The organism is Pseudomonas sp. F(2018) (genome assembly GCF_005508865.1).
Classification (GTDB): Bacteria; Pseudomonadota; Gammaproteobacteria; order Pseudomonadales; family Pseudomonadaceae; genus Aquipseudomonas.
In genome coordinates this window covers 700,057-718,255 of the sequence record NZ_SCOM01000001.1, presented here as the reverse complement: position 1 = coordinate 718,255, position 18,199 = coordinate 700,057, and the positions used below count along the sequence as shown (strand labels likewise).

Genomic DNA, 18,199 nt, shown 5'->3' with positions numbered 1-18,199 from the left:
CAGGAATGTGCGCCATGAAAAAGCCCGCCGATTGGCGGGCTTTTTTTGGCATCGAGCTTAGCGTTGGTCACCACGCAGCAGGCTGACCTGCTCCTGCAGTGCCAGCCGCCCGGTGTCCGCCGGCAGCGCCGTACCGGCGACTATGTTGACCCGCGACCATAAGCGTTTGAACAACCCCTTGTGCGGCGCACGACTGAAGAAGCTGCCCCACAGGCCCTGCAGCGCCAGCGGAATCACCGGCACCGGGTTGGCGGCGAGGATGCGCTCGACCCCGGCCTTGAACTCGTCGATATCGCCGCTGGTGGTCAGCTTGCCCTCGGGGAAGATGCACACCACCTCGCCCTCGGCCAGGTACTGGGCGATGCGCGCGAAGGCCCGTTCGAACACTTCCGGGTCCTCGTTGCGCCCGGCGATCGGCACGGTGCCGGCGGTGCGGAAGATGAAGTTGAGCACCGGCAGGTTGTAGATCTTGTAGTACATGACGAAACGTACCGGCCGGCGCACCGCGCCGCCGATCAGCAGCGCATCGACGAAGGACACATGGTTGCACACCAGCACCGCCGCGCCCTCCTCCGGGATCACTTCCAGATTCTGGTGGCGCACCCGGTACATCGAGTGGCTGAGCATCCAGATAAGGAAGCGCATGGTGAACTCGGGAACGATCTTGAAGATGTAGGCGTTGACCGCCAGGTTCATCAGCGAGATGGCCAGGAACAGCTGCGGGATGCTCAGCTTGGCCACGCTGAGGAAGAGGATCGACACCAGCGCCGCCGCCACCATGAACAGCGCGTTGAGGATGTTGTTGGCGGCGATCACCCGCGCCCGCTCGTGCGCCTCGGTACGCGACTGGATCAGCGCGTACAGCGGCACGATATAGAAGCCGCCGAAGATGCCCAGGCCGAGAATCGAGGCCAGCACCCACCAGGCCTCGCCCATCTGCAGTAGGCCCAGCCAGTCGTGCGCCGCGGCCGCCTGCGGGAAGCTGCTGGAGGTGGCCCACAGCAGGATGCCGAACAGCGATAGGCCGAAGGAGCCGAACGGCACCAGGCCAATCTCCACCTTGTGCCCACTCATGCGCTCGCAGAGCATCGAGCCCAGCGCGATGCCCACCGAGAACACGGTGAGGATCAGCGTCACCACGCTCTCGTCGCCGTGCAGCAGATCCTTGGCGAAGGTCGGGATCTGCGTCAGGTAGATAGCCCCGAGGAACCAGAACCACGAGCTGCCGATCAGCGAGCGCGACACCGCCGGACGCTGGCCGAGGCCCAGGCGCATGATCTGCCAGGACTGGCGGAAGATGTTCCAGTCCAGCTGCAACTGCGGCAGCACCGCGGCGAAGCGCGGAATGCTGCGGCTGGCCAGGTAACCGGCCACGGCGGTGGCGATGATGGCGACGCCCACCGCCACGCGGTAGCCCTCGCCGGACATCAGCAGCCCCGCGCCGATAGTGCCGGCAAGGATGGCGAGGAAGGTGCCCATCTCCACCAGCGCGTTGCCACCCACCAGCTCCTGCTCGCGCAGGGCGGCGGGCAGGATCGAGTATTTCACCGGGCCGAACAGCGCCGAGTGGGTACCCATGGCGAACAGTGCGGTGAGCATCAGGTAGAGGTTGTCGAGCAGGAAGCCGGTGGCGCCGACCGCCATGATCACGATCTCGGCCAGCTTGATCGCGCGGATCAGCGCGTCCTTGTCGAACTTCTCGCCGAACTGTCCGCCGAGGGCGGAGAACAGGAAGAACGGCAGGATGAACAGCAGCGCGCAGAGATTGACCAGCAGATCGCGGTCGGCGCTGACGCTGAGCTTGAACAGGATGGCGAGGATCAGCGACTGCTTGAAGATGTTGTCGTTGAACGCACCGAGCAGCTGGGTCACGAAGAACGGCAGGAAACGCCGGGTGCCTAGCAGGGCGAATTGCGAATTCTGGGTCATCGTCCTTGTACCTGTGAGAGGCCGAGCGGGCTGTCCGATATTGGACAGCATCTGTCCCAGGCAAAGCCACACCCGCCGGCCACTTTTGCCGCATCGGGCAGAAAAAAAGGCGCCTCGCGGCGCCTTCTTCGTTGGCTCAGAAACTGAGACTGGCCTGCACGTATAGCGTGCGCGGCTGCCCCACGTACTTGCCGTAGTTGTTGTCCAGCGAGCGGGTGAAATACTGGCGGTCAAACAGGTTCTTCACCCCGGCACCCAGGGTGAGGTTGGACAGCTGCGGACCGAAGGCGTATTCGCCACGGGCGCTCCAGATGCCGTAGCCGGGGATGTCACCGTAGCGACCGTCGGCGGTCTCGTCGCGGTAGTAGACGCGGTTGGCCAGATCGGCGACGTACTGGCGCGACTGGGCGTAGCCGTCCAGGTTCCAGGTCCAGCGATTGCGCTCGTAGCGCAGCCCCAGCGTAGCGGTCTGACGCGAGTAGAAATTGAGATCCTGGCCGGCGAAGGCGCCCTTGTCGGCGGTCGCCTTGGTGTAGGCGAAGCTGGCATAGGTGGACAGACCCTCCAGGCCGCGGCTCAGCGTGCCCAGATCGTAGTTCAGCGCGGTCTCCACACCTTCGTGGGTGGTGGCGCCCATCTGGGTCCAGCCGTCCTGCTTGGCGTACTGCAGCTGGCTGTCGAACTCGATGCGGAACAGGGTGACCTCGCCGCTCCAGGCGCCGTTGTCGTAGCGGGTGCCGACCTCGTAGGTGTGAGCCTTCTCCGGCTCCAGCCCCGGGCCCACCTCGTTGCCATAGGACGGCAGCGGAGCACCCGGATCCTGACCCAGCTGGAAGTACTGCAGGCTGCCAAACGAGTTGTTGTAGTTGGCGTACAGCTTCCACTCATCGGACAGGTGATACATGACGTTCAGCGACGGCAGCGGCTCGAGGTAGTTGACCTCGCGCTGGTAGCCGTTCACCCGGCTGTGCCAGGTGGTGCGCACGCGCTCGTAGCGCAGACCGGGCGTGACGGTCCAGTCGCCGACGTCGATGCGGTCGTCGATATACAACGAGTGCGCCTCGGTGCCGCCGGTGTTGTCCGCGGTCACGCTGAACGGGGCACTGTAGGGGTCACCGCCGTCGCGCAGATAGGTGGCGCCGCGCTCGGTGCTCTCGTGCATGCCCTCGTCGACGTAGCGGTAGCCGACGCCCACCTCGTGGGCCACGTCGCCCCAGAAGAACAGCTGCGAGTAGCGCGGCTCGATACCGAACACGTGGTAGTAGCGCGGGTAGGAGAACAGCCGATCGCGGGTGGCGCTCTGCTCGGTGACGATGTTGCTGCCGCGATAGCTCTCGTAATAGTAGGAGCCGAGTTCGAAGGTGCGCTCGTCGTCGGGCTTGCGGGTGTACTTGACGGAGATGTCCTTGCGCTCGCCCTCGAAGCTGTCGTAAGGCCGCACCGATTGATAGGGGTCCTCGTCGTACTGAGCGGCGCTCAGCCCGCCCGGCATGTCGGCGTCGGCGCGGTAGTAGTGCAGGCTGGCCGCCAGCTCGTCGATCTCGCTGAGGGCGAACTTGCTCTTGAGCAGGAAATCATCGACCAGGGTGCCGTCGTTCTCGTCGCGATAACCGGCTCCGCGGATACCGGAATACATCAGCGCGGCACCGATGCCATTGTCGGCGGTGCCGCCGAGGAAGGCGCTGGTCTGGGTCTTGAAGCCACCGGTCTCCGCCGCCTCGGTGCCAATGCTGACGTTGCCGGCCGATTCTGCGGGAATATCGCGGGTGACGAAGTTGATGATGCCGCCAACGTTCTGCGGGCCGTAGCGCACGGCGCCGCCGCCACGCACCACGTCGATCGACTGCAGGTTGCCCACCGCCACCGGCGCCAGCGACAGCTGCGGCTGGCCGTAGGGGGCGAAGGCCATGGGGACGCCGTCGATGAGGATGGTCGAGCGCGGTGACAGGCGCGAGGTGAGCCCGCGTGCACCGACGTTCAGGGCCAGATCGCTGCCGCCGGTGCCGTTGCTCTCCTGCACCTGCAGGCCCGGAACCCGGCGCAGCACATCACGCACATGCTTGGCGCCGCTCTCCTTGATCGTCTCCTCGCGAATCACCGTACGCGCACCGGGGTGATTCTTCACATCCTCGTTGTTCGCTTCGCCGAGCCAGTCGCCGACCACTTCCGCGCCTTCGAGCTCCAGGTTTTCGGCGATGGCCGGCAGGCCGGTGAACGCCAAGGCGACTGCCAGGGCCAGACGATTGTGCTTGCTGACGAGCATGTGTTCCCCCAGTGAACAGGCATAGCCTGAAAAAGGGGCGCACCTTAGGAGAAACGGCAACGGTTGTAAATAGCAATGAATATCAATTGAACAAAAAGTCTCTTTTAGACAGGAAACTGTCCCAGCCACCAGCGCAACAGGAAGAACACCAGCAGCCCGCCGCCGATGGTGGCCAGCAGATGGCGGGTCACCGCGGCGATGGCGATGGTCGCCAGGCCAGCCAGCAGGTAGGCGTTGTCCAGGCTCAGAGCCCAGCTCTTGCCGTCCGGCAGCAGCATGCCGGGCACCACGATGGCGGTGAGCACGGCGGTCGGCACGTAGTGCAGGCCCTGGCGGATCAGCGGCGGGAAGCGCAGGTCGGGGAAGGCGAACAGGCTGTAGCGGGTGGTGAAGGTGATCACCAGCATGCCGAGGATGAGTATCCAGTTTTCCATCAGAACACCTCGTCCTGCAGCAGGCGGTAGCGACGTTCCAGCACCACGCCGACGACGATGCCGGCGAAGGCCGCGGCCATCAGGCCGAGCTTGTAGGGCAGCCCGTGACAGGCCACGGCAACACCCGCAGCGACCAATGCCGCCGCCACCTGCGGGCGGTTGCGCAGCATGGGCACGACGATGCCGATGAAGGTGGCGAGCATGGCGAAGTCCAGGCCCCAGTCACCGATGTTCGGCACCGCCTGGCCGAACACCAGGCCGACCAGGGTGCAGGCCAGCCAGTTGCCATACATGGCCAGGCCGGCGCCGAGGAAGTACCAGTGCTTGTGCGGCGAGGCGTCGGTCTCGGCATAGCGGTGCTGGACCACGGCGAAGGCCTCGTCGGTCAGCCAGAAGGCCAGCGGCACACGCCAGCGTTTGGGCAGGTGGCGCACGAAGGGTTGCAGGCTGGCGCTGTACAACGCGTGGCGCAGGTTGACCACCAGGGTGGTCAGCCACAGCACGGCCAGGGTCGCGCCGCCGCCGAGCAGGCTGATGGCGATGAACTGGGCGGAGCCGGCGAACACCAGCACCGACATGCCGATGGTCTGCCAGGGCGTGAGCCCGGCAGCACCGGCCAGGCTGCCGTAGATGATGCCGAAAGGCATGGCGCCGAGCAGCATCGGCAGCATGTCGCGAGTGCCCTGCAGGAATTCGTGATGACGGGACATGGAACCTCCTTGAACCGAGGAGGCTAGCCGAGCGCCGCGGCCGCTGTCTTGAACGATCTTGCGCGTCTGCCTCAGAAATCGGCACAGGCGCGGCGATACTCGCCGGGGCTGACCCCATAGCTCTGCTTGAACTGCCGACTCAGGTGACTCTGGTCGGAGAAGCCAAGCTGCAGGGCCACCTGCAGCGGCGCGCAGCCGGAGCGCAGCAGCGCCCGCGCCTGCTCCAGGCGCCGCTGCTTGAGCCAGGCATGCGGTGGCAGGCCGGTGGCGCGGCGGAACACCCGGGCAAAGTGGAACGGCGAGAGATTCACCAGCGCGGCCAGCTCTTCCAGCGACGGCGGCTCGCCCAGGCGCGCAGCCAGCAGCTCCTTGGCCAGGACCACGGCGCGTGGCTCGCGACCGGGCTCGGCCGGCTGGGATATCCGCGCGTGGCGCTGGAACAGCAGCAGGATCGCCTCGCGCCAGGCCGTCTGCTGCTGCAGGGCATCGGCGTCGCTGTCGAGCAGGCGGTGCAGCTGGCCGAAGGCCTGGTGCAGATCGAGGTCCCGCAGCACGCTGACGCCGAACGAGGGCATGCCACCGCCGGCCAGCCCCAGCTCCTCCAGCACACCCTGGACCTGCGCCGGCGCCGGGTAGAAGCCGCGGTACCACCAGCCCTGTTCGTGGGCCTTGGAGCCGGTGTGCACCTCGTCCGGGTTGATCAGCACCATGCTGCCGACCGGCGCCAGGTGATCGCTGCCGCGATGACGGAAGCGCTGGGCGCCGCCCTCGATCACGGTGAACACGAAGCCCTCGTGTACATGCGGGGCGAAACGCTGTTCGATGTAGCGTGCGTGCAGCAGCTCGACGCCGGTCAGCGCCTGACTCTCCCAGAAGCGGGTCTGCTCGCCGCCGGCCAACGCCTCACGCGCCGAAGCGCGCCTCCAGGCCGGCCTTGACCTGCGGCCACTCGCTGTCGGTGATGCTGTACATCACGGTGTGATCGAGACGGCCATCGGCCAGACGCCGGTGGTTGCGCAGCAGCCCCTCGCGCTGGGCGCCGAGCTTCTCGATGGCGCGCTGCGAGCGCAGGTTGCTGGCGGCGGTCTTCAGCTGCACGCGCACCAGCTGCCACTCCTCGAAGGCGTGGCGCAGCATCAGGTACTTGATCATGCGGTTGAGGCCGGTGCCGTGCTGGCGGGCATCCAGCCAGGTGGCGCCGATCTCGGCGGCCGGCAGCACCGGGTTGAAGTCGAAGAAACTGGTGGTACCGACCAGCTCGCCGGCTAGGCGGATGGCGAAGACCACCTCGCGGCCCTCGCGCTGCTCGGCCAGGGCGCTGCGGTACCAGTCCGGCCGCGTGGTGCCGCTCATGTACTGCTGGGACTCCCGGTTGGCCTCGGCCAATTCCAGCAGGCCCGGCAGATCGCTCTCGCTCAGCGGGTCGAGGCGCAGGGCCCCCTGCTGCAGGGCGACGGGTTGAGGCTTGAACATGACACGAACTCCGGTAAAGCGACCACGGCCGGCCACGCTAGCAGGCGCCTGGCGGCGACTCAAGCCGTTGCGACCTTGGTCGGCCTGACGATTGCGGCGCCGCGTGCGAGACTAAACCCATAGCCAATGGTCTTGCTGACCATGCCCCACACGCGGAGTTCGCATGTCGCTGTCCGGCGGATTGATCGCCTTCGTCGCCCTGGCCTACATGGCCGTCCTCTTCGCCATCGCCTTCTATGGCGACCGCCGCCGCACGCCGCTCAAGCCGCGCCTGCGCGCCTGGGTCTTCAGCCTGTCGCTGGCGGTGTACTGCACCAGCTGGACCTTCTTCGGCGCGGTCGGCCAGGCCGCCGGCCAGCTGTGGTCGTTCCTGCCGATCTACCTGGGGCCGATCATCGTCCTGCTGCTCGCCCCCTGGGTGCTGGAAAAGATGGTGGCGATCAGCAAGCGCGAGAACATCACCTCCATCGCCGACTTCATCGCCGCCAGATACGGCAAGTCGCAGAGCCTGGCCGTGGTGGTGGCGCTGATCTGCCTGGTCGGCGTGCTGCCCTATATCGCCCTGCAGCTGAAAGGCATCGTACTCGGCGTCAACCTGCTGATCGGCACTACGCCCAGCCCCACCCGCAGCCAGGACACGGCGCTGATCGTGTCGCTGATCCTGGCCCTGTTCACCGTGCTGTTCGGCACCCGTAGCCTGGATGTCACCGAGCACCACCGCGGCATGGTGCTGGCGATTGCCTTCGAGTCGCTGGTCAAGCTGCTGGCCTTCCTCGCCGTCGGCGTGTTCGTCACCTGGGGCCTGTTCGGCGGTTTCGGCGACCTGCTCGATCGCGCCAGCCAGGCCCCGGCGCTGGAGGACTACTGGTCGCGGACCGTGAGCTGGCCGGCCATGCTGGTGCAGACCGGCCTGGCCATGACCGCGATCATCTGCCTGCCGCGGCAGTTCCACGTCAGCGTGGTGGAGAACATCGAGCCGGCCGATCTGCGCCTGGTGCGCTGGGTGTTTCCCGCCTACCTGCTGCTGGCCGCGCTGTTCGTGGTGCCCATCGCCCTGGCCGGCCAGCTGATCCTGCCGCAGGGCGTGCAGCCGGACTCCTTCGTGATCAGCCTGCCGCTGGCCGAGGCGCACCCGGCCCTGGCCATGCTGGCCTTCATCGGCGGCGCCTCGGCCGCCACCGGCATGGTGATCGTCGAGGCCGTGGCGCTGTCGACCATGGTCAGCAACGACATGCTGCTGCCGGCCCTGCTGCGCCGGCAGAACGCCGAGCGGCCGTTCGAGGCCTTCCGCCAGTGGATGCTCAGCGCGCGACGCCTGAGCATCCTGATCATCCTGCTGCTGGCCTATGTCTGTTATCGCCTGCTCGGCACCAACGCCAGCCTGGCCACCATCGGCCAGCTGTCCTTCGCCGCCATCGGCCAGCTGGCGCCGGCCATGTTCGGTGCCCTGGTGTGGAAGCAGGCCAACCGCCGCGGCGTGTTTGCCGGGCTCGCCGCCGGCTGCGCCCTGTGGTTCTACACCCTGGTGCTGCCACTGGTGGCCGGCGGCCTGCGCTGGTCGCTGGACAGCTTCCCGCTGCTGCCGGAGCTGCTGTACTACCCGGTCGGTTTCGAGATCGATCCGCTGACCCGCGGCGTGGTGCTGTCGCTGGCCGGCAACTGGCTGCTGTTCGCCCTGGTCTCGTCGTTTTCCCGCACCCGCGTCTCCGAGCACTGGCAGGCCGGCCGTTTCATTGGCCTGGATACCGGCGCCAAGTCCGGCAGCCGCAACCTGCTGGCCGTGCAGGTGGCCGACCTGATGGCCCTGGCCGCGCGCTTCGTCGGCGAGGAGCGGGCACGGCAAAGCTTCGTGCGCTTCGCCTACCAGCAGGACCGCCCGTTCAACCCGACGCAGAATGCCGACCCCGAGTGGATCGCCCACACCGAGCGCCTGCTGGCCGGCGTGCTCGGCGCCTCCTCGACCCGCGCCGTGGTGCGCGCGGCCATCGAGGGCCGGGAGATGCAGGTCGAGGACGTGGTACGCATCGTCGACGAGGCCAGCGAGGTGCTGCAGTTCAACCGCGCCCTGCTGCAGGGGGCGATCGAGAACATTACCCAAGGCATCAGCGTGGTCGACCAGAACCTGCAGCTGGTGGCCTGGAACCGCCGCTACCTGGAACTCTTCGAATACCCGGACGGGCTGATCGGCGTCGGTCGGCCGATCGCCGACATCATTCGCTACAACGCCGAGCGCGGCCTGTGCGGCCCCGGCGACGTCGAGGAGCACGTGACCAAGCGCCTCTACTGGATGCGCCAGGGCAAGCCGCACACCTCCGAGCGTCTGTTCCCCAACGGCCGGGTCATCGAGCTGATCGGCAACCCCATGCCCGGCGGCGGCTTCGTCATGAGCTTCACCGACATCACCGCCTTCCGCCAGGCGGAGCAGGACCTGCTGGCGGCCAACGAGGGCCTGGAGCAGCGGGTCGAGGCGCGTACCCACGAGCTGTCCCAGCTGAACCAGGCACTGGGCGAGGCAAAGGGCGTCGCCGAGTCGGCCAACCAGTCGAAGACCCGCTTCCTCGCCGCGGTCAGCCACGACCTGATGCAGCCGCTGAACGCCGCGCGGCTGTTCTCCGCCTCCCTCTCCCACCAGCAGGACGCCCTGCCCCAGGAGGCCCAGGAACTGGTGCGCCATCTGGACAGCTCGCTGCGCTCGGCCGAAGACCTGATCACCGACCTGCTGGACATCTCGCGCCTGGAGAACGGCCGCATCGCCCCGGAGCGCAGCCACTTCCCCCTCGGCCAGTTGTTCGACGCCCTCGGCGCCGAGTTCAAGGTACTGGCCCAGGAGCAGCGCGTGGACTTCCGCCTGGTGCCCAGCAAGCTGCGTATCGACAGCGACCCCAAGCTGCTGCGCCGGGTGCTGCAGAACTTCCTCACCAACGCCTTCCGCTATGCCCGTGGCCACGTGCTGCTCGGCGCGCGCCGCGACGGCGAGTTCCTGCGCCTGGAAGTCTGGGACCGCGGCCCGGGCATCCCCGAGGACAAGCGCAAGGTGATCTTCGAGGAATTCAAGCGCCTGGACAGCCACCAGACCCGCGCCGAGAAGGGCCTGGGCCTGGGCCTGGCGATTGCCGACGGCCTGTGCCGGGTGCTCGACCATCGCCTGGAAGTGCGCTCCTGGCCGGGCAAGGGCAGCGTGTTCAGCGTGCGTGTGCCGCTGGTGCGCGGCGCCGCACCGCAGGTCGTACCGGCGAGCATCGAGCTCAACGGCCACACCCTGGGCGGCGCCCAGGTGCTGTGCATCGACAACGAGGACAGCATCCTCACCGGCATGCACAGCCTGCTGTCGCGCTGGGGCTGCCAGGTGTGGACGGCGCGCAATCGCCTGGAATGCGAACACCTGCTCGACGAGGACGTGCGCCCGCAGCTGGCGCTGATCGACTATCACCTGGACGAGGGCGACACCGGCACCGAACTGATGGCCTGGCTGCGCACCCGCCTGGGCCAGCCGCTGCCCGGCGTGGTGATCAGCGCCGACGGCCGACCCGAGCTGGTGGCCGAAGTGCACGCCGCCGGCCTCGACTACCTGGCCAAGCCGGTCAAGCCGGCGGCGCTACGCGCGCTGATCAGCCGCCATCTGCCCCTGGCCTGAAGCATTGATTTAATCGATAGGAAGTAGCGGTTTTTTGCGCTTTTTATCGAGACATCATCGATAGATCATGCACTCCATCCCCGGTGACGCAATCTGGCATCACCGGCCACGGAGTCATCACCATGATCGAAGTACGCCCGTTCGCTTCGCTCGGCCACGCCCACCATGGCTGGCTGAACGCCCGCCACCACTTCTCCTTCGCCGAGTACCAGGACCCGCAGCGGATCAACTGGGGCCGGCTGCGCGTGTGGAACGACGATGAGATCGCCGCAGGCTCGGGCTTCCCGCCGCATCCGCACCATGACATGGAGATCATCACCTACGTCCGCGAAGGCGCCATCACCCACCGCGACAACCTGGGCAACCAGGGCCGCACCGAGGCCGGCGACGTGCAGGTGATGAGTGCCGGCACCGGCATCGCCCACTCGGAATTCAACCTGGAGGACGTCACCACCAAGATCTTCCAGATCTGGATCATCCCCGACCAGCAGGGCGAAGCGCCGTCCTGGGGCGCCAAGCCCTTCCCGCAAGGCGAGCGCGCCGGCCAGTTCGTGATCCTGGCCAGCGGTCACGCCGGCGACGAGGAGGCCCTGCGCATCCGCGCCGACGCCCGTCTGGCCGCCGCCACCCTGAGCGCCGGACAGAACGCCGAGTACCCTCTGGGCCGCCTGCGCAAGGGCTACCTGGTGGCCGCCAAGGGCAGCATCGAGGTCAACGGCGTGCAGGCACTGGAGCGCGACGGCGTGGCCATCGCCCAGGAAGAAGTGGTGCGGGTCACCGCGCTGGAAGACAGCGAAGTGATTCTGGTCGACGTGGCCTGAGCCGCGAGGCGGGCGAGTTACTCGCCCGCCTCGTCCAGCAACGGCATGCCGGCGGCACGCTCGATGAGATCCGCCGGCAGGCTCTTGCTGGCGCGGGCGCCGAGCAGCTTGAGGTTCTCGACCCGGTTGATCAGGTTGCCGCGGCCCTCGCACAGCTTGTTGCGCGCCGCGTCATAGGCCTTGTCCAGCTGCTTGAGGCGGCTGCCCATCTCGTCCAGGTCGGCGATGAAGGCGACAAACTTGTCGTACAGCTGGCCGGCCCGCTCGGCGATATCGCGGGCGTTCTGGCTCTGTCGTTCCTGGCGCCACAGGCTGTCGATCACCCGCAGGGTGGCCAGCAGCGTGGTCGGGCTGACGATCACCACATGCTGCTCGAAGGCTTCCTGGAACAGGCCAGGGTCGGCCTGCAGCGCGGCGGCAAAAGCCGCCTCGATGGGTACGAACAGCAGCACGAAGTCCAGGCTGTGCAGGCCTTCCAGGCGCTGGTAATCCTTCACCGACAGCCCCTTGAGGTGGCTGCGCAGGCTCAGCACATGCTGCTTCAGGGCATGGGCGCGGACCGCGTCGTCCTCGGCGACGATCATCGCCTGGTAGGCGGTGAGGCTGACCTTGGCATCGACGATCACCTGCTTGTCACCAGGCAGCTGGATCAGCACGTCCGGCTGGAAGCGCTCACCGTCGGCGCCCTTGAGACTGACCTGGGTGTGGTACTCGCGGCCCTTCTCCAGGCCGGCGTGCTCCAGCACCCGCTCCAGCACCAGCTCGCCCCAGTTGCCCTGGGTCTTCTGGCCCTTGAGCGCGCGGGTCAGGTTGGTCGCCTCGTCGCCCAGGCGCTGGTTGAGCAGCTGCAGGCGCTCCAGCTCCTTGGCCAGGGAGAAGCGCTCGCGCGCCTCGTTCTGGTAGCTCTCCTCCACGCGCTTCTCGAACGCCTGGATGCGCTCCTTGAGCGGGTCGAGCAACTGGCCGAGGCGCTGCTGGCTGGTCTCGGCGAAGCGCTGTTCGCGCTCGTCGAAGATCTTGCCGGCCAGCTCGGCGAACTGCGCGCGCAGCTCGTCGCGGGCGGCCTGCAGATCGCTCAGGCGCTGCTGGTGATGTTCCTGCTGCTCACGCAGCTCGGCGGCCAGGCCGGCGCGCTGGCTCTCCAGCTGGCGCAGCTGGCCTTCTTTATTCTCGCGCTCGCGCGCCCATTCCAGGGCTGCCGTCTGCGCGGCCTCGCGCTCGCGGCCGAGCAGCTCGCTCTCGCGGCGCAGGGCGGCCAGTTCGGCCTGCTGGCGGGCGCTTTCCTGCTGCTGGCTGCGCAGATCATCGTTGGCCCCGTCGAGCTGCGCGCTCAGACCTTCCTGGGCCAGACGCGCCTGACTCAGGCGCTCCTCCAGCAACAGACGCTCGGCCGCCTGGCTCGCCAGCCCGCGCTGCTGGCGCCACAGCAGCACGGCCAATGGCACGGCGCCGAGCAGCAGGCCGAGCAGCAGATTGGGCAGATCGAGAACGAAGGAAACGGGCACGGGCGAACTCGCTGGCGGGGAAGGAATGCCCGGCAGTATACCCGCGTCGATCAGTGATCGAGACGCTGCAGCAGGCGCACGGCCTCGTCGGAACCCTGGGCAGCGGCCAGCTCCAGCCAGTGCCTGGCCTGCAGCGGCTCGCGCTGGCGCGGCAGGCAGTAGAGGCGGCCGAGTTCCAGCTGAGCGCGCAGGTCGCCGGCGCGGGCGGCCTGACGCAGCAGCTCCTGGCCGATGCGGCGATCACGGGCGTTGCCGCAGTCGCGACACAGCAATTGACCGAGGCGGCTCTGCGCCGCGACCACACCCTTACGGGCCGGCTGCTTGAGCAGGCCTCCGGCGAAGCGCTTGATGGTGGAGTGATGCCCCAGGCGGGGGCGATCGAGCAGCCAGAAGGCCAGACGAACCGGCAGACGATTGCCCATGTCGGGCTGATGCTGGGCGGGCAGAACGCGAGACTTCATGTAAGCGACGGCTGGCTTCGGGGCGCGCCACTCTACTCTCTTTTCTCGCCTGGTAAAGACTTGCCAAACGCGCAAAACCGCGCTCTAGAGCAACTACTCTGACAATCCACAGAAGCTGTGGATAACTACGTGGACAACTTGGTGGAAACCTTTCTTATCGCCCAGTGTCTGCGGCCTCGGCTCAAACTGATGCTTTTTTCACCAATGAAAAAATTCCTTATTTTTCATTGACTTGAAAAATGATCACGGAGAATCAAGCGGTTACGACGCTTTGTGACAGAAGCTTGACAAGCTGCTTCGCCAATGTGCACAAGTGCGCCGCCCTCGCCCTCTTTCAGCGCACGCGCAGGCCCTAGGCGGGCTGCGGCAGGTTGCCTTCGACCAGGTACAGCTCCAGGCCGAACAGGCGAGGAATATCCGGCGCCTGGGCACTCTTGAAGGCCACATAGCCGGAGGTGGTTTCGCACAACCAGGGCTGCAGGTTGCGCGGGCGTTTCTCGCTGAACGCGGCAGGTGCATAGAGGGCGACATTGGTGCCCCGCAATGGGCAGCGCGCCGAGGGATACTCGAACGCCTCCACCCCCGCCTCGCGCATGGCGCTGCCCAGTTCATGGGTAGCCCGGTAGTCGCTGCGATGAGTCAGCGCCTGGCGGTACCGGTCGAACGGCGGCAGTTGCAGGCGAATGCCGCGCTGCACCTGATAGCGCGCTTCGAAGGAAGAATGCTCGGAGAGAATGCGCCCGCTGGGCGGCGGCTCGGCCATGCCGTACCAAAGCACGAAACGGTAGAAGGCGGTCTCGGCCATCGCCGTTTCCAACTGGCAGGCGGCATAGAACAAGCTCGGCTCGTGACGCCGGCCGAAGCGCGACCCCCAGCGCAGCGGCGGGTAACGGAACGGCGTGTGTAACAAGTAGTGCAGCGGCTCGTCGCTGGGCGGCAGCGGCGGTTTGCTACTCTCCAGCAACTGTTCGAGCAGCGCCTGCTCTTCCAGGGTATCCACCAGCTGCAGGGTGGCCACCTGCTCCTGGTTCTCCACCAGGCGTACCAGCCGGCCGCGCAATGGAGTCAGCTGTTCTGGGCCGGCACAGGCCTGCCAGATATCCATATCGGAAACTCGCTTAGCCCCGCCAAGACGGGGCATCGGGAAAGGAATTCAGACCTTGCCGCGGATCGCGTCGAGGTACTCCACCACACGCACCAGCCCCTGCACTTGCCCCATCTGCTCCAGCGGCACGCCGGCCAGATGGCGATTTTCTGTACGCAGGAAATGGCGCATGTCATCGAGATTGCCGCCAAACAGGGCAAACAGGGCGCGGTAGATGCGGATTAGCAGCAAAGCCAGTTCGCCGGTCTTGCTCTGCGGACGCAGACCACCGCTATCGCCCCAGCGGCTGATGGCGGAACGGTTGACCCCGACTATTCCCGCCAATTCCTGCTGGGTCAGCCCCAACTGCTCGCGGGTGCTGAGCAGGGCCTTAAGCAATACCGCATCGACATCGACGCCGGGCTTGCTGAGCGCACTCATGGTCGCCTCCAGATGTTTGTTTAAAACAAAAATAGCAAATTAATTGCAAAACAAACAGTAGAGAAGTTATCTGGGAATGCGAGCCCCATACTAAACAGGGCAGTGACGGACAACTTTCCATACCCCCAGAAACGCAAAAACCCCTGAAGTCCGAAGACTTCAGGGGTTTTTCACTTTGTATGGCGGGAAGATAGGGATTTGAACCCTAGGTGCCATTGCTGACACAACGGATTTCGAATCCGTCCCGTTCGACCACTCCGGCATCTTCCCAAAGCGGTGCGCATGATATCAGCTGAGCGCCGTTAGTCCAGCAATTTTTCTTGTGCGATCAGGTGCTTGCGGCAGACATGAAAAAGGGAGCCCATGGCTCTCTCCTTCTTACCGAGATGCGAACTCAGCTGGTCAGCCGGGTCAGTGCCTCGCGGTATTTGTCGGCGGTCTTCTGTGCCACTTCGGCCGGTACGGCCGGGGCCGGCGGCTCCTTGTTCCAGCCGGTGGACTCCAGCCAGTCGCGCACGAACTGCTTGTCGAAGCTCGGCGGATTGCTGCCTTCGGCGTAGCTGTCGGCCGGCCAGAAGCGGCTGGAGTCCGGGGTCAGCGCCTCGTCCATCAGGGTCAGGGTGCCGTCTTCGTCCAGGCCGAACTCGAACTTGGTGTCGGCGATGATGATGCCGCGAGTGGCCGCATATTCGACCGCCGCGCTGTACAGGGCGATGGCGGTGTCGCGCACCTTGGCCGCCAGCTCGGCGCCGATGATGGCCTCGCACTGGGCAAAGCTGATGTTCTCATCGTGGTCGCCGACGGCGGCCTTGGTCGAGGGGGTGAAGATCGGCTGCGGCAGCTTGGCCGCTTCCTTCAGGCCGGCCGGCAGCTGGATGCCGCAGACGGTGCCGCTCTTCTGATATTCCTTCCAGCCGGAGCCGACGATATAGCCACGCACGATGGCCTCCACCGCCACCGGCTGGAGGCGCTTGGCGACCACCGCACGGCCTTCCACCAGCGGCAGCTCGGCGGCCGGCACCACGTCCTCGACCTTGTCGCCGGTGAAGTGGTTGGGCACCAGGTCCTTGAGCTTGTCGAACCAGAAGTTGGAGATGGCGGTGAGGATCTTGCCCTTCTCCGGGATCGGCTCGTCGAGGATCACGTCGAAGGCCGACAGGCGATCGGTGGCGACCATCAGCATGCGCTTGGCATCGATCTCGTAGAGGTCGCGGACTTTGCCGGAGTAGATCTTCTTCAGGCTCAGGGTGGAGGGAGTGGTCATGTCGAAGTTTCCGCCTGGTTTAAACGAAACAGGCGAAACCCACCGGGTTTCGCCTATCGATTCGCTGCAGGCCCGGCAGGTGCCGGGCCGGGATCAGCCGAGGTTTTCCTGGATCAGGGTCAGCACACGGCGGGCCACGTCTTCCGGGGCCACGGTGTTGATGTCCTTCTCCACGGTGACCTGCACGTCGCCACCAGCGCTGCTGGTCAGGCGCACCTGATAGCGCTCGGCGCGGGCGTCGATCTCTTCCTGGGTCGGCTCGCTGCCAAACAGGCCGCTGATGAAGCCCTTCTCTTCTTCCGGCTTCTTGGCGCCCTCGGCCAGGTTGACGTAGTACACGCCCAGGCTGCGGTTGATGTCGTCGACGCGTACGTCGCCCAGCTCCAGGGCACGACCGACGCTGGACCAGGCACGGTCGAAGTCGGTGCTGAGGTTCAGTACCGGGTTGCCGGCGCCGTCCTGGGTCAGGTTGATACGGCTCGGGGCGTCGTAGTTGCGCGCGGCCAGCAGGGATACCGAGCCATGCTCGGCAGTGCTGCTGAGGTCGGCGAGCATGCCGTCGAGCAGTGAGGCCTCGAGGCTGGCGTTGCCGGTGCGGGCCGGGAAGGCCACGTCGGCAGTGCTGCCCTCTTCACGCTCGGCGCTGACCACGAACACTTCGCTGGTATTGCGCACCACGCCCGGCTCGATGCGCACACGCACGCGAACCTGATTGTCGGTATCGGCCATCAGGCTGCCCACGCGACGACCCATGGACGGAGCCAGGTCCTCGACTCCCTGCCACTCGGTGATGAACTCACCAGTCTGCGGGCGCTCTTCGGCAATGCGGAAACCGCTGTTCTCGAAGTAGGAGCGAGCCACCGGCCAGACTTCCGCCGGAGCGCGCTGAGCCACCAGCCAACGCGAGTCGCCGCTCTTCTGCAGGCTGAACTCGCTGGCCTCGCCAGTAGTGCCGAGGGCCTGCGGACGCGGCACCTCGAAGCTCTGCGGGGTCTCGGAACTGGTGGCGACGTGCGCCGGCACCGGCAGCAGCGGGTCAATGCGCTTGGCGTCGACGTTCGGCGGCATCTGCATCGGCGCGGTTTGGCGCGCATCCAGATAGTCAGTGGAGCGGTCACGGAAGTAGCCTTCGTCGCCCCAGAGCCAGCCGCAGCCGCTGGTGGTGGAGATGATCAGGGCAAGGGCAGAGAGTCCAGCCAGTCGCTTCATGCGCAAGTATTCCTCGATTAAGCCAGGACGCCGGACTGGCGCATGGCCTGACGCAGCGGTTCGTGACAGCGCGGGCTGAGCCAGGTCAGCGGCAGACGAATGCCGTCCTGCATCATGCCCATTTCCTGCAGGGCCCATTTCACCGGAATCGGGTTGGATTCGATGAACAGGTTCTTGTGCAGCGGCATCAGGCGCTCGTTGATAGCGCGAGAGGTGGCGGCATCGCCGGCCATGGCGGCGGCGCACAGCTCGGCCATGGCGCGCGGGGCGACGTTGGCGGTCACGGAAATGTTGCCCTTGCCACCCATCAGCATCAGCTCGACGGCGGTGGCGTCATCGCCGGAATAGACCAGGAAGTCCGAGCTGACGCGATCGAGGATGTCCTGAGCGCGCTGCAGGTCGCCGGTGGCTTCCTTGATACCGATGATGTTGGCGACCTTGGACAGGCGCTCGACGGTCTCCGGCAGCATGTCGCAGGCGGTACGGCCCGGCACGTTGTAGAGAATCTGCGGGATGGCCACGCTCTCGGCGATGTGGCGGAAGTGCTGGTACAGGCCTTCCTGGGTCGGCTTGTTGTAATAAGGGGTGACCAGCAGGCAGGCATCGGCGCCGACGCTCTTGGCGTTCTGGGTCAGCTCGATGGCTTCGCGGGTGCTGTTGGCGCCGGTACCGGCGATCACCGGGATGCGGCCGGCAACCTGGTCGACCACGCGGCGGATGACTTCGACGTGCTCGTTGACATCCAGGGTGGCGGATTCGCCAGTGGTGCCGACGGCGACTATGGCGTTGGTGCCCTCCTGCAGGTGGAAGTCGACCAGCTTGCTCAGAGCAGCCCAGTCCAGACCACCCTGTGCGTCCATGGGCGTGACCAGTGCCACCATACTGCCCGAAATCATGCAACCGCTCCTGCCGGAAAAAGAGAGCGGTAATGGTACTGGCGCCACTTGTGTTGTACAAGCGAACGGGACCCA

The 18,199-nt window shown here is 66.2% G+C and carries 15 protein-coding genes and 1 tRNA gene; 2 read left to right on the top strand and 14 right to left on the bottom strand.

Annotated elements, in window-relative coordinates; translation table 11 throughout:
* Nucleotides 1-57: 57 nt before the first annotated feature.
* From FFS62_RS03530 to FFS62_RS03505, 6 genes are all read right to left on the bottom strand, one after another.
* Nucleotides 58-1,929: an MFS transporter gene (locus tag FFS62_RS03530; RefSeq protein WP_137971421.1), complete on the bottom strand. Its 1,872-nt coding sequence runs from the start codon at nucleotides 1,927-1,929 to the stop codon at nucleotides 58-60.
* Nucleotides 1,930-2,065: 136 nt separating this feature from the next.
* The gene (locus tag FFS62_RS03525; RefSeq protein WP_137971420.1) at nucleotides 2,066-4,192 is read right to left on the bottom strand and encodes a TonB-dependent siderophore receptor; all 2,127 of its coding nucleotides are present in this window, start codon (nucleotides 4,190-4,192) and stop codon (nucleotides 2,066-2,068) included.
* A gap of 104 nt (nucleotides 4,193-4,296) precedes the next feature.
* Nucleotides 4,297-4,626 (bottom strand): AzlD domain-containing protein, encoded by a 330-nt coding sequence (locus tag FFS62_RS03520; protein WP_137971419.1) that lies wholly within the window; start codon nucleotides 4,624-4,626, stop codon nucleotides 4,297-4,299.
* Complete coding sequence (locus tag FFS62_RS03515) at nucleotides 4,626-5,336, bottom strand: AzlC family ABC transporter permease (RefSeq protein WP_137971418.1); 711 nt, start codon at nucleotides 5,334-5,336, stop codon at nucleotides 4,626-4,628. Before FFS62_RS03515 ends, FFS62_RS03520 begins: the two co-directional genes overlap by 1 nt.
* Before the next feature lie 71 nt (nucleotides 5,337-5,407).
* Nucleotides 5,408-6,235: an AraC family transcriptional regulator gene (locus FFS62_RS03510; protein ID WP_137971417.1), complete on the bottom strand. Its 828-nt coding sequence runs from the start codon at nucleotides 6,233-6,235 to the stop codon at nucleotides 5,408-5,410.
* A gap of 4 nt (nucleotides 6,236-6,239) precedes the next feature.
* Complete coding sequence (locus FFS62_RS03505; RefSeq protein WP_137971416.1) at nucleotides 6,240-6,809, bottom strand: GNAT family N-acetyltransferase; 570 nt, start codon at nucleotides 6,807-6,809, stop codon at nucleotides 6,240-6,242.
* 163 nt (nucleotides 6,810-6,972) lie between these two features.
* Here FFS62_RS03505 and FFS62_RS03500 point away from each other — a divergent pair, with 163 nt between their 5' ends.
* Nucleotides 6,973-10,443: a PAS domain-containing hybrid sensor histidine kinase/response regulator gene (locus tag FFS62_RS03500; RefSeq protein WP_137971415.1), complete on the top strand. Its 3,471-nt coding sequence runs from the start codon at nucleotides 6,973-6,975 to the stop codon at nucleotides 10,441-10,443.
* Between the two features lie 122 nt (nucleotides 10,444-10,565).
* A complete protein-coding gene (locus tag FFS62_RS03495) occupies nucleotides 10,566-11,264 on the top strand; it encodes a pirin family protein (protein WP_137971414.1) in 699 nt (232 codons plus the stop codon).
* Between the two features lie 17 nt (nucleotides 11,265-11,281).
* Here the strand turns inward: FFS62_RS03495 and rmuC are convergent, their stop codons facing one another.
* The 8 genes from rmuC to dapA form a co-directional block, all read right to left on the bottom strand.
* The gene (rmuC, locus tag FFS62_RS03490) at nucleotides 11,282-12,643 is read right to left on the bottom strand and encodes a DNA recombination protein RmuC (RefSeq protein WP_171016284.1); all 1,362 of its coding nucleotides are present in this window, start codon (nucleotides 12,641-12,643) and stop codon (nucleotides 11,282-11,284) included.
* 176 nt (nucleotides 12,644-12,819) lie between these two features.
* The gene (locus tag FFS62_RS03485; protein ID WP_137971412.1) at nucleotides 12,820-13,230 is read right to left on the bottom strand and encodes a tetratricopeptide repeat protein; all 411 of its coding nucleotides are present in this window, start codon (nucleotides 13,228-13,230) and stop codon (nucleotides 12,820-12,822) included.
* A gap of 352 nt (nucleotides 13,231-13,582) precedes the next feature.
* A complete protein-coding gene (locus tag FFS62_RS03480) occupies nucleotides 13,583-14,335 on the bottom strand; it encodes an RES family NAD+ phosphorylase (RefSeq protein ID WP_137971411.1) in 753 nt (250 codons plus the stop codon).
* 48 nt (nucleotides 14,336-14,383) lie between these two features.
* Nucleotides 14,384-14,755, bottom strand: a complete 372-nt coding sequence (locus FFS62_RS03475; protein WP_137971410.1) for an antitoxin Xre/MbcA/ParS toxin-binding domain-containing protein — start codon at nucleotides 14,753-14,755, stop codon at nucleotides 14,384-14,386.
* A 180-nt stretch (nucleotides 14,756-14,935) separates the two neighbouring features.
* A tRNA-Ser gene (locus tag FFS62_RS03470) sits at nucleotides 14,936-15,025 on the bottom strand.
* Between the two features lie 124 nt (nucleotides 15,026-15,149).
* Nucleotides 15,150-16,019, bottom strand: a complete 870-nt coding sequence (locus tag FFS62_RS03465) for a phosphoribosylaminoimidazolesuccinocarboxamide synthase (RefSeq protein WP_137971409.1) — start codon at nucleotides 16,017-16,019, stop codon at nucleotides 15,150-15,152.
* A 93-nt stretch (nucleotides 16,020-16,112) separates the two neighbouring features.
* Nucleotides 16,113-17,228, bottom strand: coding sequence for an outer membrane protein assembly factor BamC (gene bamC / locus FFS62_RS03460; RefSeq protein WP_137971408.1), 1,116 nt, complete (start codon nucleotides 17,226-17,228; stop codon nucleotides 16,113-16,115).
* 17 nt (nucleotides 17,229-17,245) lie between these two features.
* Nucleotides 17,246-18,124: a 4-hydroxy-tetrahydrodipicolinate synthase gene (dapA, locus tag FFS62_RS03455; protein ID WP_137971407.1), complete on the bottom strand. Its 879-nt coding sequence runs from the start codon at nucleotides 18,122-18,124 to the stop codon at nucleotides 17,246-17,248.
* Nucleotides 18,125-18,199 lie beyond the last annotated feature (75 nt).

What these genes read in the sequence shown, in the direction of transcription:
- FFS62_RS03495 (WP_137971414.1), top strand. Translation starts at nt 10,566, where the DNA reads ATGATCGAAGTACGCCCGTTCGCTTCGCTCGGCCACGCCCACCATGGC.
- FFS62_RS03505 (WP_137971416.1), bottom strand. Translation starts at nt 6,809, where the DNA reads ATGTTCAAGCCTCAACCCGTCGCCCTGCAGCAGGGGGCCCTGCGCCTC.
- FFS62_RS03530 (WP_137971421.1), bottom strand. Translation starts at nt 1,929, where the DNA reads ATGACCCAGAATTCGCAATTCGCCCTGCTAGGCACCCGGCGTTTCCTG.
- FFS62_RS03525 (WP_137971420.1), bottom strand. Translation starts at nt 4,192, where the DNA reads ATGCTCGTCAGCAAGCACAATCGTCTGGCCCTGGCAGTCGCCTTGGCG.
- bamC (WP_137971408.1), bottom strand. Translation starts at nt 17,228, where the DNA reads ATGAAGCGACTGGCTGGACTCTCTGCCCTTGCCCTGATCATCTCCACC.
- FFS62_RS03480 (WP_137971411.1), bottom strand. Translation starts at nt 14,335, where the DNA reads ATGGATATCTGGCAGGCCTGTGCCGGCCCAGAACAGCTGACTCCATTG.
- FFS62_RS03520 (WP_137971419.1), bottom strand. Translation starts at nt 4,626, where the DNA reads ATGGAAAACTGGATACTCATCCTCGGCATGCTGGTGATCACCTTCACC.
- dapA (WP_137971407.1), bottom strand. Translation starts at nt 18,124, where the DNA reads ATGATTTCGGGCAGTATGGTGGCACTGGTCACGCCCATGGACGCACAG.
- FFS62_RS03485 (WP_137971412.1), bottom strand. Translation starts at nt 13,230, where the DNA reads ATGAAGTCTCGCGTTCTGCCCGCCCAGCATCAGCCCGACATGGGCAAT.
- FFS62_RS03465 (WP_137971409.1), bottom strand. Translation starts at nt 16,019, where the DNA reads ATGACCACTCCCTCCACCCTGAGCCTGAAGAAGATCTACTCCGGCAAA.
- FFS62_RS03475 (WP_137971410.1), bottom strand. Translation starts at nt 14,755, where the DNA reads ATGAGTGCGCTCAGCAAGCCCGGCGTCGATGTCGATGCGGTATTGCTT.
- FFS62_RS03500 (WP_137971415.1), top strand. Translation starts at nt 6,973, where the DNA reads ATGTCGCTGTCCGGCGGATTGATCGCCTTCGTCGCCCTGGCCTACATG.
- FFS62_RS03515 (WP_137971418.1), bottom strand. Translation starts at nt 5,336, where the DNA reads ATGTCCCGTCATCACGAATTCCTGCAGGGCACTCGCGACATGCTGCCG.